This window comes from Rhodococcus sp. IEGM 1409 (assembly GCF_030056735.1).
Taxonomy (GTDB): domain Bacteria; phylum Actinomycetota; class Actinomycetes; order Mycobacteriales; family Mycobacteriaceae; genus Rhodococcus_F.
Genome location: NZ_JASHKN010000001.1, coordinates 991319 through 1006838 on the forward strand (window position 1 = coordinate 991319; position 15520 = coordinate 1006838).

At 62.6% G+C, this 15520-nt stretch carries 10 protein-coding genes; all 10 read left to right on the plus strand.

Annotated features, from left to right (window positions below; genetic code table 11):
* The first annotated feature begins 51 nt into the window (after window positions 1–51).
* Window positions 52–1650, plus strand: coding sequence for an ABC transporter substrate-binding protein (locus tag QM716_RS04925; RefSeq protein ID WP_283302741.1), 1599 nt, complete (start codon window positions 52–54; stop codon window positions 1648–1650).
* A gap of 215 nt (window positions 1651–1865) precedes the next feature.
* Window positions 1866–3464 (plus strand): ABC transporter substrate-binding protein, encoded by a 1599-nt coding sequence (locus tag QM716_RS04930; RefSeq protein WP_283302742.1) that lies wholly within the window; start codon window positions 1866–1868, stop codon window positions 3462–3464.
* A gap of 227 nt (window positions 3465–3691) precedes the next feature.
* Complete coding sequence (locus QM716_RS04935; protein WP_283302743.1) at window positions 3692–5296, plus strand: ABC transporter substrate-binding protein; 1605 nt, start codon at window positions 3692–3694, stop codon at window positions 5294–5296.
* A 60-nt stretch (window positions 5297–5356) separates the two neighbouring features.
* Window positions 5357–6370 carry an ABC transporter permease gene (locus tag QM716_RS04940; protein ID WP_283302744.1) on the plus strand — a complete coding sequence of 338 codons (1014 nt, stop codon included), beginning with the start codon at window positions 5357–5359 and terminating at the stop codon, window positions 6368–6370.
* Between the two features lies 1 nt (window position 6371).
* On the plus strand, window positions 6372–8252 hold the full coding sequence (locus QM716_RS04945) for a dipeptide/oligopeptide/nickel ABC transporter permease/ATP-binding protein (RefSeq protein WP_283302745.1): 1881 nt from the start codon (window positions 6372–6374) through the stop codon (window positions 8250–8252).
* Window positions 8249–9040: an ABC transporter ATP-binding protein gene (locus QM716_RS04950; RefSeq protein WP_283302746.1), complete on the plus strand. Its 792-nt coding sequence runs from the start codon at window positions 8249–8251 to the stop codon at window positions 9038–9040. The genes QM716_RS04945 and QM716_RS04950 overlap by 4 nt, the downstream gene beginning before the upstream one ends.
* Window positions 9037–12396, plus strand: a complete 3360-nt coding sequence (locus QM716_RS04955) for a serine hydrolase (protein ID WP_283302747.1) — start codon at window positions 9037–9039, stop codon at window positions 12394–12396. Before QM716_RS04950 ends, QM716_RS04955 begins: the two co-directional genes overlap by 4 nt.
* A complete protein-coding gene (locus QM716_RS04960; protein WP_283302748.1) occupies window positions 12393–13556 on the plus strand; it encodes a M20/M25/M40 family metallo-hydrolase in 1164 nt (387 codons plus the stop codon). The genes QM716_RS04955 and QM716_RS04960 overlap by 4 nt, the downstream gene beginning before the upstream one ends.
* Window positions 13534–14355, plus strand: coding sequence for a GNAT family N-acetyltransferase (locus QM716_RS04965; protein WP_283302749.1), 822 nt, complete (start codon window positions 13534–13536; stop codon window positions 14353–14355). Before QM716_RS04960 ends, QM716_RS04965 begins: the two co-directional genes overlap by 23 nt.
* A complete protein-coding gene (gene menC, locus QM716_RS04970; RefSeq protein WP_283302750.1) occupies window positions 14345–15478 on the plus strand; it encodes an o-succinylbenzoate synthase in 1134 nt (377 codons plus the stop codon). Before QM716_RS04965 ends, menC begins: the two co-directional genes overlap by 11 nt.
* Window positions 15479–15520 lie beyond the last annotated feature (42 nt).

The window sequence follows — 15520 nt, forward strand, 5'->3', positions numbered from 1 at the left end:
CTCGACAGACCGCGCGTCGCTCGGGTCGGGACTACATCTTCCGGAGGCAGCATGAAACAACGGTCCTACGCACTACTGGCTGCAGCAACCGGCACCGTTCTTGCCCTGACCGCGTGCTCGTCGGGCGGCTCGTCGGGTTCAGGCGGTGGTGAGCCCCTCACCGACGGCACCTTCAAATTGGCTCTCGTCGCAGACCCGGGTGCACTGAATCCGCTGATGACCGCCGCCTCGCCGGCACACCAACTGGCACGTCTGAGCTACGACTATCTGCTCCACCCAGATCCCGATACCGGCGTCACCAAGCCGTGGCTCGCCGAAAAATGGGAAGAGACAACCACTTCCGCATCCTTCACCATTCGCGACGGCGTCACCTGTACCGACGGGTCCGCCCTGACTGCTCAGACTGTCGCAGACAACGTCAACTTCATCACCAACGCCGCAAACAAATCCGCTCTTCGCGGGGTGTACGTACCGGCAACGGCGAGCGCCACCGCCGACCTGGCGACGCGGACAGTGACGGTCACGACTCCGGAGCCCTCTCCGTTCCTGCTTCTCAACCTGGCGCGCGTTCCGATCATGTGCGATGCCGGGTTGAAGGATCCGACGGCGGCAAACAAGACGACCATCGGGTCGGGCATGTTCCAGATGACCGAGGCAGTCGCAAACGACCATTACTCGTACGTCCGGCGCGACGGATACAACTGGGGACCGGACGACACCACCTCGGACACGGCCGGAGTACCCAAGAATGTCGTCGCGTCCATCATCACGAACAACAGCACAGCGGCCAACCAGGTGTTGTCCGGTGATCTGAACGCCGCAGCGGTTTCCGGCCCCGACCAGGATCGCATGAACGCCGCGAACCTGGACACCGTCACGCAGCCGGCTCCGGCGGGCGAGATGTTCTTCAACCACAGTCCCGGCAATCCGACGAGCGATCCTGCCGTACGCAAAGCTCTGGTCCAGGCTCTCAATCTCGATGACCTCGCCGAGATCTTCACAGCCGGTCGCGGAGCCCGGTCGACCACGATGGTGTCCATCGAACCGCGGGCCTGCATCTACGACTCCATCGCCGGAAACCTGCCCGCCTTCGACACCAGCGCAGCCGCAGCAACTCTCGAATCTGCAGGATGGAAGATCGGCGCCGACGGTAAGCGCAGCAAGGACGGCGCACCGCTCCGACTTCGGATGGTCTACGAAACGTTCGGTGACTCGACCGATGCTGCCGCCGACGTCGCACTCAACGCATGGAACGACCTGGGCGCCACCGTTGAACTCACCAGCGGCGACTCGAACAAGATTCTCGACGTCGCACTGAGCGGCAAGGACAACACGGCCTGGGACGTTGTATGGGAGCCGATCAACGTCGCGCTGCCCAGCATGCTGGTCCCCTTCCTCTCCGGTCCGGTGCCCGCTGCGGGAATGAATTTTGCGTCGATCTCCAATCCTGCCTACGATGCAGCCGTCGTCAAAGCCTCCGGACTGACCGGCGAGGACGCTTGTGCCGCTTGGGCAGACGCTGAGTCCGAGATCATCAAAGCGAACTCGGCGGTACCTTTTGCCGACAAGATCACGACTCTCTACTTCAACAATGCGGGTCTTGCATTCGGCCGCAATTTCATCGGTTCGGCCCTGCGCCTGTACCAGTAGTGGTTCGACGTCCTGCCCGTTCGACAACTGTGCATCGACGCTCAGAGTCGACCGGGCCGGGCGACCGTAATTCACTACGAAGAGTCTCCGAACTTTCGTGAATTGCCACGATACGACCGAGGGGTCGTCGCGTTAGTGTCGTCCAATCGTCATTCGTTCCTTGCCCGCTGCATCTGTTTTCGACTTGGGCCAAGGATTCTGCCACCGGAGGCTCCATGAAAAAACGTACTTGCGTCGTGCTGGCAGTCGCCGGCTGCGCGACCCTTCTCTTGTCGGCTTGTTCGTCAAGCGGGTCGCCCGGCGGTAACAACGGCCAACCCGTCACGGACGGAACGTTCCGGCTGGCACTGTTCGGTGACCCAGGAGCGCTGAATCCGTTGATGACCACGTCCACCTACGCCCACAGTCTTGCGCGCCTCAGCTACGACTACCTGATTCACGTCGATCCGGAGACCGGGGACGCCGGGCCTTGGCTGGCCGAAAAGTGGTCAGAGACAACCACTTCAGCCGAGTTCACAATTCGCGACGGTGTCACGTGCTCCGACGGATCCGCACTGACGGCCCGCACCGTCGCAGACAGCATCAACTTCGTCACCGACGAGACCAACGGGTCCGCTCTCCGCGGGGTCTACGTGCCTGCAACCGCAACTGCCACTGATGATCTCGCGGCCCGGACGGTGACGGTCACTACCCCGGAACCGTCCCCGTTTCTGCTCCTCAACCTGGCCCGCCTGCCGATCATGTGTGAGGCGGGATTGACGGATGCGGCAGCGGCGAACAAAACCACCATCGGGTCCGGCATGTTCCAGATGACCGAGTCCGTCGCCAACGATCACTACACCTTCGCCCGGCGCGAGGGCTACAACTGGGGACCGGACGACACGACCTCGACCACGGCCGGTCTACCGGAAACCGTCGTCGCGTCGATCGTCCCGAACATGAGTACCGCCGCAAACCAACTTCTGTCCGGCGATCTGAACGCTGCACAGGTATCCGGCGCGGATCAGGACCGATTGAACTCTGCGCCGCTGGATACGATCAGGCAGCCCTTCCCGTCCGGCGACATGTTCTTCAACCACACGCCGGGCAATCCGACAAGCGATCCAGCGGTGCGGAAGGCTCTCGTCCAGTCGCTGAATCTCGACGATCTCGCCGAGATCTACACCTCAGGACGTGGCACACGTTCGAGCACGATGGTGTCCGTCGAACCACGCGCATGTGTCTACGATTCGGTCACCGGCAACGTACCCGCCTTCGATCCCAACGCAGCGGCAGCAACTCTCGAGTCTGCGGGCTGGAAGGTCGGCGCGGATGGTAAGCGCAGCAAGGACGGCGCGCCGTTGCGGATCCGACTGCTCTACGAGGCACTCGGTGACTCGTCCGACGCCTCGGCGGATCTCGCGCTCTCGGCATGGTCGAACCTCGGCGCAACCGTCGAACTGATCAGCGGCGACGCCAACAAGATTCTCGATGTCGCGCTGAGTGGCAAGGACAACTCCGCGTGGGACGTGGCGTGGGAAACAATCAACGTTGCAGTGCCGAGCATGCTCGTGCCCTTCTTCTCCGGCCCCGTTCCGGCCGACGGACTGAACTTCGCGTCCATCTCCAATCCGAACTACAACGCGGCGGTAGCCGAGGCGTCAGCAGTCACCGGCGATGCTGCGTGCTCCGCGTGGGCGGAGGCCGAGTCGGAGATCGTCAAGGCCAATTCGGCGATTCCGTTCGCCGACCAGATCACCACGCTGTACTTCTCCAATTCGGGGCTCGCCTTCGGCCGCAACTATGTCGGCTCCGCTCTTCGGTTGTACGAGTAACCGTGCTGCAGCGACCGGGGAAAACGTTCTGTTTCGCCGGTCGCTGTCCGCATACAGACAGGTATTCACTGATCATGCCGATTTTCGTGGGAGCGGACGAAAATCGACCCGATTTTCGTGAGGATCGACAGAGATGCGCGTCACGTCATACGCCAAGATTTAGCAGTCAACACTCAACCGCGCCCTCACGTTTTTCGCTCGGGCCCCTGCTCCTTCACGGAGGCACCATGAAACACCGCTTCTATCCAACACTTGCAGCAGCCGCAGGGCTCGCTCTCGTGTTGTCCGCTTGTGGCTCGGGAGGGACGTCCTCGGGCTCGGGTGGCGGTGAACCGGCCACGGACGGGACTTTCCGTTTTGCGATGCAGACCGATCCGGGCGCACTCAACCCGATCATGGCGGCGTCCTCGGCAACTGGCGAAATGTCGAAGTTGGCTTACGACTACCTGATCTACCAGGATCCTGATACGAGTGAAATCAAACCGTGGTTGGCAGAGAAGTGGGAAGAAACCCCGACCTCCGCGTCCTTCACCATTCGTGAAGGGGTGACCTGTACCGACGGGTCCACGCTGACTCCGCAGACCGTCGCCGACAACATCAACTTCGTGGCGAATCCGGACAACGGTTCACAGTTGCGCGGCCAGACCGTGCCGACCGGCGCTACTGCAACCGCTGATCCCGCGACCCGCACCGTCACGGTGACCACTGCGGCGCCGAGCCCGTTCCTTCTTCTGAACGTCGGCGCCCGTCTGGCGATCATGTGTGACGCCGGGCTCGAGGACCCGACCGCTTCGAACAAGAAGTCTCTCGGTACCGGCATGTTCGAACTCACCGAAGTTGTCCCCAACGACCACTACACGTTCGAGCGTCGTGAAGGTTACAACTGGGGCCCGGACGGAACCACCTCTGACACCCCCGGTGTCCCCAAGACGGTCGTCGCCGCCATGGCACCCAATGTCAGCACAGCAGCCAACCAGCTTCTCTCGGGTGAGCTCAATGCCGCCCCGATCGGAGGGCCGGACAAGGACCGCGTAGACGCCGCCAACCTGGACTCAGTCCTGAGGCCGAATCCCGCCGGTCAGATGTACTTCAATCAGATCGCGAGCAATCCCACCAGTGATCCCGCAGTGCGTAAGGCACTGATCCAAGCAGTCAATCTCGACGACCTCACTCAGGTCATCACTGCGGGGCGCGGTGTCCGGGCCACCAGTCTCGTCGGCGTCGAACCGCGCGCCTGTGTCTACGACTCTGTCGCGGGTAACGTTCCCGACTTCGATCTGTCTGCCGCAAAGGCAACCCTGGATGCGGCGGGCTGGACTGCCGGCTCTGATGGCAAGCGAAGCAAGGACGGCAAGCCGCTGAACCTTCGCCTCGTCTACGACGGCGTCGACGATCCGCGCAACGCAGCAGCCGAACTTGCTCAGTCGGCGTGGTCCGAACTCGGCGCTAACGTCGAGGTGACCGGTGGTGACTCGAACAAGATCATCGACGTCATTCTCAGTGGCAAGGACAACTCTGCCTGGGACATCGCGTGGGTCCAGATCAACACTCCGCTCCCCAGCACCTTCGCCGCGTACTTCGCCGGGCCGATTCCCGCAGCAGGCAAGAACTTCGCGTCGGTCAGCAACCCCGCATACGAAGCAGCAGCAACGAAGGCCTCCGGCCTGACCGGCGACGCGGCTTGTGATGCCTGGGCCGACGCCGAGTCGGAGATCACCAAGTCGTTCTCCGCTGTGCCCTTCGCCGACTCGGTCATGAACGTGTACTTCAACAAAGCTGGGCTCGCATTCGGTAAGTCGTACACCGGTTCTGCGTTGCGTCTGTACCAGTAGGCAGCATCCCGCACTGAATCTCTTCCCGCCCCAGCATCCCGCCCTCCGGAAAGACAGCCCATGAGTCAAACTATTGAAGCCGCGAAACCAGAAGCGGCGCCTCAGGCTCGAGCAAAGTGGCTCGAGTCCGACAGCTGGCCTGCATATCTGCTGCGCCGTTTCGGCACCTTCGTGATTTCACTCTGGGCGCTGGTGACTGCTGCGTTCCTGATGCTCCAACTGATTCCGGGCGACCCGGTGCGGTTGGCGCTGGGAATGAACGCACCGGTCGAACTGGTCGAGACAACGAGGTCTCAGCTCGGTTACGACCTTCCCTTGTGGCAGCAGTACTTCCGATTCGTCGGCGGGTTGCTGAGCGGGAATCCGGGTGACTCGATCACCTTGAGGACTCCGGTCTTCGAGGTGATCGCGTCCCGCCTACCGGCAACGCTCGAACTGGCTGTACTCACAGTCGTCACGGTGCTGGTACTGGGCATTCCGATCGGCCTCATCTTCGCTGCACTGACCCGCAACGGTAGACGACGCGGAGTCGAGATCGGTTACACCGCAACGTCGGGAACCATCGCCGTGATCCCCGAGTTCATGTTCGGCACGGCATTGGTCTACCTCTTTGCCGTCACGTTCCCTGTTCTTCCCGTCGCCGGCCGCGGCGGACCGGAAAGCTACATCCTTCCGGTCGCGGCCATGTCGATCGGTGCCATCGCCTCGATGTCGCGCATCGTACGTGCAGAGGCGCTCGGCGTGTTGGACATGGATTACATCCGCACGGCGCGCGCCAAGCGAATGACTGTGGCACGAATCTACTTCCGTCATGCAATGCCCAACCTCTTGACGTCGACGCTGACGCTTGCCGGACTCCTCTTGGGCGCACTGATCGCCGGAACCGTGCTCATCGAGAGCATCTTCGCCTGGCCCGGCATGGGCATGGCGCTGGTCAAGTCCATCACCGAGAAGGACTACCCGCTCGCCCAGACACTGGTCGTGATCTACGGCGCCATCGTCCTTCTCATCAATTTCATCGTCGACGTGGTGCTCGCTCTCATCGACCCACGATCCACAATTCGGGAGAACTGAGTTGAGCACCTCACCTACGGCCCCCACTGCGGCCCCCAAGACACCTCCACAACGACACTGGATTGTCGGAACGTTCCGCACCCCTTTGGGAATCCTGGCCCTCACCTTCCTGACCGCTCTGATCGCCCTCGTCATCTTCGGACCGATGATCTGGGGTGACGCCGCCGTCGCGGCCAACCCGAAGGCACTGTCTCAGGGACCGAGTTCCGAGCACATCTTCGGTACCGACGCGGGCGGGCGTGACGTCTTCGCGCGCACGATGACGGCCGCGAGGCTGTCGGTAGTCATGGCGCTCGGAGCCGTAGCACTCGGTGTGACACTCGGCCTGATCCTCGGTACGCTCCCGACGCTCGCTCCCCGGTGGGTCGGACGAATGGTCGTGGCATTCCTCAACTTCGCCATCGCGTTCCCCGGTCTCCTTCTGGCCATCTTCCTGTTGGTCGTTCTCGGACAGGGTGCGGGCAGCGCGGTGATCGCCATCGGTCTCGCCCTGGCCTCGCCGTTCGCGAGGTTGACGTACGCGCTGGCTTCGTCGGTCAACGGACGCGACTTCATCGACGCAGCACGCATCCTCGGCGTCACCAAGCCCGGGTTGTTGTTCCGCCACATTCTCCCCAACATCCGTGAACCACTCATCGTCAACGCCAGCATCGCCGTCGGCAGCGGTCTTGTGGTCTTTGCCGGACTCTCGTTCCTCGGCTTGGGCATTCAGCCACCCGCGTTCGACTGGGGCCGGATGCTCAACGAAGGTCTGTCGAAGATCTTCGTCAACCCGGCCACCGCACTCGCCCCCGGCGTCGCCGTCGTGCTCGCCGGCTTGACCTTCACGTTGCTCGGCGAGGCTATTGCTCGCGGCGCGGGAGTTCGCAGCCCGATCAGCAGTCGTCTGCCGAAGTGGAAGCCGATCAATGCACTTACAGCTCAGACGGATTCGACGCCCAGCGACGAAGACGCGGTACTGACCGTTCGCAACATGTCCGTCGCAGTTCCTGCCGGCGGCGACTGGCGCCGACCGGTCGACAACATCAGCTTCACCGTTCACCGCGGCGAAACCGTCGGCATCGTCGGCGAATCGGGTTCCGGAAAGTCGCTGAGTTGCATGGCGATCGCGCAGCTCACCGATTACCCCACCGTGGTCGACGCCGGCCTCATCGAATTCGACGGCACCGTGCTGATGAAAGACGGCAAGCGGCCGGATAATTCGGCTTCACGCAAGGTTGCCCGTCAACTCGGCACGCGCATGGCGATGGTGTTCCAAGATCCGATGTCGTCCATGAATCCGTCTCTGAAGGTCGGATACCAGGTCGCCGAGATCGGTTGGCTCCACGAAGGTATGAGCAAGGCCGACGCGAAGAAGGCGGCAGTCGAGCGACTGAACGCCGTCAAGATCCCCGACGCCCCCCGCCGCGCGAAGCAGTACCCCCACGAGTTCTCCGGCGGTATGCGTCAGCGCGCGATGATCGCCATGGGTCTGATGGGCAAGCCCGCTCTGATCATCGCGGACGAACCCACCACGGCACTCGACGTGACCGTTCAGCGTGAGGTCCTCGGACTGCTGCACGAGGTTCGCGAAGAGACCGGCGCCGCAATCCTTCTCATCTCGCACGACATGGCCGTCATCACCGGCATGTGCACCCGTGTCCTGGTCATGTTCGCCGGAGAGATCGTCGAAGACATCGCGGTCGACGACCTGATCGCCGGTCGTGCACGACACCCGTACACCCGCGCGCTGATCGCCGCGGTCCCCACCATGACCACCGATCGCGACAAGCCGCTCGCCACCGTCGACGAAGCCTGGCAGGTGGAAAGTCTCGACATCGAAGCGAGCACCGCAGACATCGAGTTGGATGAGCTGATGGCAGTTGCAGAGGAGATCCGATGAGCAGGCTGGAATTTCGCGACGTCAACGTCCATCTGGGAAACGGTTCCAAGAAATTCCATGCCGTCAAGAACGTCAGCCTCGACATCCCCTCCGGATCGGTCGTCGGCCTCGTCGGTGAATCGGGTTCCGGAAAGTCGACGCTGGCGCGAGCAACCGTCGGCCTGGCCGAACCAAGTTCGGGCCAGATCCTTCTCGACGGTGTAGACGTCGCTCACGCCCGAGGCGCGACGGCTCGTCTGCGCCACCGGATACAGATGGTCTTCCAAGATCCGTACTCGTGCCTCGATCCGAGAATGACCATCGGCCAGTCCTTGGCCGAGGCGTTGCGGTCCACCGAGCGTCGTGACAAAGCTCGCCGCAGCCGCGGTGACCGCGCTGCCGAGGTCGCTCGACTCCTCGCCACCGTCCAACTGCCGGTGGAGAAGGCGCACGAATACCCGTCGTCGTTGTCGGGTGGTCAGCGCCAACGTGTGGCTCTCGCGCGGGCATTGGCTGCTGCACCAGCAGTCCTGCTTGCCGACGAAATCACCTCTGCTCTAGACGTATCCGTACAGGGCGCCGTTCTGAATCTCTTGGTGGATCTGCAGAAGCAGCTGGGTCTGACGGTTCTGTTCGTCAGTCACAATCTCGCGGTGATCCGCTACGTCTGCGACCACGTCGCAGTCATGCTCGGCGGCGAGATCGTCGAACACGGACCGGTTCTCGACGTGATCGATTCGCCCAAGGAGGCGTACACGGCCAAGCTGCTGTCTGCGATCCCGACATTCGGGGAGCCGATGTTCCAATGACAACACCGACTACTCTCGAATCCCCTGCTGCCGTATCCCGGACCGAAGAACGTCGTTCGGCCGGTATCCAGGATTACGCGTCCGTGGTCACACCGACCGGCATAGCGGTGTCCGTCTCGGGACGCATTGCATACGTACGTACCGAAGCGAATCCGGCCGCGGACACCAATGAGCATTCGATCTGGCTGGCTTCCCCGCAACTACAGCTCACCGCGGGACCGGCCGACACCTCCCCTGCTTGGCACCCCGTATCCACGTTGTTGGTCTTCGTACGACCGGATTCCTCGGGCACACCGCAACTGTGGAAGGTCGATGCCACCGGCGGACCCGCCATTCAAATGACCGCCTCGGAACAGCTCCCACTCGGCGCCGGGGCACCGGTGTTCTCTCCCGACGGCGCTCGGATCGCCTTCAGCGCTCCGGTCGACCGCACTGCCGCCGGCTCGTCACGTCTCTTGGTGACGAAACGACTCAACTACAAGGTCGACGGATCCGGCGTCCGGGGCCGCGTTCGTGCGCACCTGTTCGAGTTCGATCTGGCGGCCGGCTCGCTTAGGCAACTGACGGACGGCGATTGGGACGCTTCGCATCCCGCGTACAGTCCCGACGGCACTGAATTGGCTTTCACTGCGGCGATGGACGGCGACGCCGATCTGACGCGAGCGAGTTCCGCCTGGACCGTATCGCTGACTGATCTCGGCTCAGCTCCGCGGAAATTGGGGCACGCACGCGGCATCGGCGGCCCTCTTGCATGGACACCTGCCGGCGATGCCGTCGTAGCAGTCGGTTGGCACACGCCGATCATTCACAACAACGAACTTCTTGTCCTGCACCGAGACCATCGGGTGGAAGACCGCAGCCTGACGGCAGAACTCGATCGAAACGTCATGCCGGGCGGGACCGGGTATCCCGGTGGCGCACCGAGTTTCACCATCGACGGCGACGTCGTCTTCTGCATCCGCAACCACGGTTCCACCGAACTGCACAAGGTCGATTTCCGGACGGGCTCCGTCTCACCGCTTCTCACCGGTGAGCAGACAGTGGTCTCCGGCCTTTCCCTGGCCTCCGGGCGGGCCGTCGTCGCGCTGGCAACGGCGACGTCCTTCGGCGAGGTCGCCGTCATCGACCTCGAGACCACCGCCGTCGAGACCGTCACCGAATTGAACACGGAACTGACAACTTCCGTCGCATTCCCAGTCGCCACCGAGCGTTGGTTCGACATCAGCGACGGCACCCGTGTTCAGGGTTGGATCCTGCGCGACCCGAACGTCACGGGCGCCGGTCCGCTGGTTCTGGACGTCCACGGCGGACCACACAATGCCTGGACCGGAACGCCTACCGTGATGCACGCATACCACGCGGAACTGGTCGCGCTCGGCTACACGGTCTTGATGATCAATCCGCGTGGAAGTGACGGCTACGGGAACGATTTCTTCGACGGTGTGCGGGACGGCTGGGGCGAGGCGGATCGCGCTGACCTGCTCGAACCGGTCGAAACCCTTGTCGCCGAAGGGATGGCCGATCCGAAACAACTGGTGCTCACGGGCTACAGCTACGGCGGATTCATGACGTGCGCCCTGACGTCGGTCACCGATCGGTTTGCCGTCGCAGTCGCCGGTGGCCTTGTCTGCGACATCGCGAACACGGCGGGCCCCTCGGACGAGGGCATCTTGCTGCAGACCGTCGAATTCGACCCGCAGTCATCTCGGGTAGAGGAACTTTCGCCGTTGGGGCGAGTCGCGAAGGTGACGACACCGACGCTGATACTTCACGGCGGCAGCGACGTCCGCTGCCCGGTCAACCAGGCCGAACAGTGGTTCGGTGGGCTGCGTTTGGCCGGCACCCCGACCGAACTGGTGGTCTACCCGGACGCGTCGCATGCCTTTGTGTTGACGGGTCGGCTTTCCCACCGACTGGATTACAACACCAGGCTGGTCGAGTGGCTCGAGCGTCACCTCTCCCCCACGCCGGCACTCATCACAGTCGAACCCGACTATTGGCAGTACCGACTCGACACCCTGAGCGCGAAGTACGGAGTACCCGGTGCCTCGCTGGGAATTTTGACCACAGGTCGCAGCGGATTCGACCGCACCGTGGTCACTTCCGGTGTCGTCAGCACCCGCACCGGTGTGCCGGCAACGCCTGACACGTTGTTCCAGATGGGTTCGATCAGCAAGGTCTGGACGGCCACACTGATCATGCAACTCGTCGAAGAAGGACTACTGGACCTCGACGCACCTGTCCGGAACATACTGCCGGACTTCGCGGTTGCCGACACGGTGGCCACCGAAACGGTCACGACTCGCCACCTGTTGACTCATACCAGTGGCATCGACGGTGACGTCTTCATCGACGGCGGACGCGGCGACGACTGCGTCGAGCGATACGTCGCAGCCCTGACATCGACGGTGCAGCTCTTCGCCCCCGGCACCGATTGGTCGTACTGCAACACCGGCTTCGTCATCGCCGGACGAATCATCGAGGTTCTGCGAGGTAAGAGTTGGGACGCGGTTCTGCGCAAGCGGATCATCGAGCCGCTCGGCCTGACCAAGACCACGACTCTGCCCGAGGAGACGGCACTGCACCGTGCTGCAGTCGGACACGTCGGCGGCGCGGACAATCTCGAGCAGACACCACGATTCCTCATCCCTCGTTCGATGGGTCCCGCTGGTCTCATCAACAGCACAGCCGAAGATCTACTCCTGTTCGCGCAGGATTCGATGCGCGAGGATCCGGTTCTGCTTCAGCGTTCCACTCATCTGGCGATGCTCGAGGAGCGCCGCCAGATCGGTGACGTGTCGTCTGCAGACATCATGGGAACCACTTGGCTGCTGCACAATTGGGGCGGGGCACTGGCCCATGGCCACAACGGCGGAACCCTCGGCCAGCAGTCGTTCTTGCGGGTGGTCCCGTCCTGCGGCATGGCTGTGGCCCTCATGGCCAACGGCGGAGCAATGGACGCTCTCTCGGGCGATCTTCTGACTGAGGTGATCGGTTCCATCGGCGGCGTTGCCGTGACACCGGCATTCTCGCCTGGTGACCCCCACACCCGCATCACGTCCTCACCCGAGGAACTCGATGCGCTGTGCGGTCTGTATCGCGATGCTGCCGCCGATTTTGTCCTGGAAAGGACCGGCAGTTCCCTGACAGCCCGCCGCACCGACCACATCGACCCTTCGATCAACGCCGAAACTGCAGAGTCCGCCTCTCTCAGCCTGATCGAAGTTCACCCTGGAGTATTCGCGACCCAACTTCCTCAAACATCAGGTTGGATTCGGATCACTTTCTCCGACAACGGGAGTACACAATTGCTACACGTCGGAAGCCGCGCATATCCGCGAGTGAACAACCGATGACCGTTCTCCGCGATCTGGCCGAGCGCCAACTTCCTCAGATCCTCGAGGACGCCATCGCGCTCATCGAAGTCGAGTCGCCGTCCCACGATCTCGAAGCTGTTGCCCGCAGCGCGAAATGGACGTCAGACCTTGTCCACGAACGACTCGGCGTTACACCGGAGTCGATAGTGAGGGAAGGCCGAACCCATCTGGTGACCCGTTTCGGCAGCTCACCGACGCGGCTGATGCTGCTCGGTCACCACGACACCGTGTGGCCGATCGGCACCCTGACGCGCCTGGCCGCAGCAGTCACCGACGGAGCACTTCGAGGCCCGGGTGGCCTCGACATGAAACTTGGTGTCGTTCAGGCAATCCACGCCCTCGCCATCGTCCGAGAGTTGCACGGCGACGATGCACTCGACGGAATCACACTCCTCGTAACCGGTGACGAAGAAATCGGTTCACCCACGTCGCGGTCCCTCATCGAGGAACTTGCTGCAGGCGCGGTGCTCGTCCTCGAGGCCGGCGGCGACGGCGGTGAACTCAAGACCGTCCGCAAGGGAGTGTCGCTGTATCGGATCCATGTTGCCGGCCGCGCTGCGCATGCGGGATTGGAACCGGAAAAGGGCATCAACTCGGCAGTCGAGCTGGCTCGTCTCGTGATCGCGATCAACGACTTGTCCTCTCCCGCGCAGGCAACCACCGTCACGCCGACCGTCATTTCAGCCGGAACCACCACCAACACGGTTCCGGCAGAAGCATTTGTCGACGTGGACGTGCGTGCAACCAGCGCCGCCGAGCAGGAGCGGGTCGATTCGAATATCCGAGCCCTGCAGGCAATCCACCCCGAAGCAGTAGTAACGGTCTCGGGTGGCGTCAACCGGCCTCCCCTCGAAGCAGCGATGTCCGCACCGTTGCTTTCCCTGGCGGAACGTGTTGCGCTCGAGCATGATCTGACTCCTCCCGTCGGCCTCGCCGTCGGCGGAGCCTCGGACGGAAACTTCACTGCCGGCATCGGCATCCCCACCCTCGACGGCCTCGGTGGCGTCGGCGGCGGTGCACACGCCGAGACCGAGCATGCGCTCGTGTCCGCTATCGCCCCGAGAACGGCGTTGGTTGCGGGCCTTATTCGTTCGATCACGTCTGAAGGGGGCCCTCGTGTCGAAAAGCAAAGCGGTTGAGTTTCGAGAACTGGTCGACACCCGCGAAATAGCCGATCTGTCTGCCGTTTTCGACGAGATCTGGGCTACCAGTCCCGGACCGGCTCATTTCGGCACGGCGATGTTGGTTGCACTTCATCACGGTGGTCACTACGTGGTGGGAGCCTTCTCCGAAGGCGAAATGATCGGCGGTTGCGTCGGATTCTTCGTCGAGCCTCTCGGCGAGGTTCTGCACTCACATATTGCCGGAGTTCTACCGGGGCATGCGGGCAAGGGAATCGGCCGCGCTCTGAAGCATCATCAGCGAGACTGGTGTATCGAGCGCGGCGTCAGAACGATCCGTTGGACTTTCGATCCACTCGTCGCACGAAATGCCTATTTCAACATCCAGCGTCTCGGTGCCGAACCGGCTGAATACAATCCGGATTTCTACGGATCGATGGCAGACGGTATCAACGCCGGCGACGCCAGCGACCGAATGCTGGTCAGTTGGGATCTCGACGCCGATGGATCTCCGAGTTCTACTGTGGCCGTAGATGATACATTCAAGGTGCTTCAACCCACCGAGGACGGTACACCTCGGATGCTCCCGATCCCACCCGACTGCATCGACATCGCAGTCGGAATACCCAGAGACATAGAGCATCTGAGAACCGTCGACCGCGCCTCCGCCTTTGCTTGGCGACACGCGCTTCGCGAGTACCTCGAACCACTGATCGCCTCGAAGGAATGGCAATCTACCGGCTTCGACCCCAGTGGCTATTACATGTTCACGAAAATCTGCGAGACAACCGGAGAAGAGCAAGTCCATGCACATTGAGTCCGTCGAATTGCGCGAACTGCGCATCCCTCTCGTCTCCCCTTTCACCACGTCATTCAGCACCCAGCTCGAGCGCAACACCCTCGTCCTGAAGGTGAGTGGCACCACCGAGGGTCCCAACGGCCCGGTGGATACTGTCGGCTGGGGCGAGTGCGGCTCGCTGAGCGATCCGTACTACAACTCGGAGTACACCGCCGGAGCGCGAGCGATGCTGCGCGAGTATCTCGTTCCTACGCTGCGTAAGTCGCAGTCGGATCAGCCGCTCTCGGCCGAGACCGTCGGCAGCGTGCTTCATCCCATCGTGGGTCATCAGATGTCCAAGTCGGCCATCGAAATGGCAATCCTCGACGCGGAATTGCGTGCTCGCGGACAGTCGTTCGCTCGGTACCTCGGGGCCACTCGCACGCGGGTTCCGTCCGGTGTATCCGTCGGTATCCAGGACAGCATTCCGCAGTTGCTCGAGACCGTCGGCAACTACCTGTCCCAGGGTTACGTGCGAATCAAGCTGAAGATCAAGCCGGGCTGGGACATCGAACCTGTGGCAGCAGTGCGCAAGGAGTTCGGCTACGACGTCCCCTTGCAGGTCGACGCGAATGCCGCGTACACCCTTGTCGACGCGCAGCTGCTGCGTCGCCTGGACGAATTCGCGTTGCTACTCATCGAACAGCCGCTGGCCGAGGACGATTTGGTGCAGCACGCCAAGCTTGCCCAGTCCCTCTCGACTCCGATCTGCCTCGACGAGTCGGTCGAGTCGGCCAAGGATGCGGCGGACGCCATCACGCTCGGTGCCGCTTCGGTCATCAACATCAAGCCGAGCCGTGTCGGTGGATACCTGGAAGCCAAGCGAATCCACGATCTCGCCTCGGCGCACGGTATTGCGGTGTGGTGCGGCGGAATGCTCGAGACCGGAATCGGCCGCGCCGCCAACGCAGCTCTCGCGGCGTTGGACGGCTTCACACTGCCCGGCGACATCTCGGCGTCCGATCGCTTCTACAAGGAAGACATCACCGAACCGTTTGTCATCGAGGACGGCCACATCGCCGTGCCCCAGGGACCGGGCTTCGGTGTGACTCCGCGTGAGGACGTCATGGAGCGCTTCACCGTCGGAACCGAAATTCTGTAGGTTTCCACTACGTCAGCTGCAGTCACCTCCGCCCTCACCCGG

Bases quoted from the DNA above. Each gene is read 5' to 3' on its own strand.
- QM716_RS04925 (WP_283302741.1), top strand. From the start codon at position 52: ATGAAACAACGGTCCTACGCACTACTGGCTGCAGCAACCGGCACCGTT.
- QM716_RS04935 (WP_283302743.1), top strand. From the start codon at position 3,692: ATGAAACACCGCTTCTATCCAACACTTGCAGCAGCCGCAGGGCTCGCT.
- menC (WP_283302750.1), top strand. From the start codon at position 14,345: ATGCACATTGAGTCCGTCGAATTGCGCGAACTGCGCATCCCTCTCGTC.
- QM716_RS04930 (WP_283302742.1), top strand. From the start codon at position 1,866: ATGAAAAAACGTACTTGCGTCGTGCTGGCAGTCGCCGGCTGCGCGACC.
- QM716_RS04950 (WP_283302746.1), top strand. From the start codon at position 8,249: ATGAGCAGGCTGGAATTTCGCGACGTCAACGTCCATCTGGGAAACGGT.
- QM716_RS04955 (WP_283302747.1), top strand. From the start codon at position 9,037: ATGACAACACCGACTACTCTCGAATCCCCTGCTGCCGTATCCCGGACC.
- QM716_RS04940 (WP_283302744.1), top strand. From the start codon at position 5,357: ATGAGTCAAACTATTGAAGCCGCGAAACCAGAAGCGGCGCCTCAGGCT.
- QM716_RS04960 (WP_283302748.1), top strand. From the start codon at position 12,393: ATGACCGTTCTCCGCGATCTGGCCGAGCGCCAACTTCCTCAGATCCTC.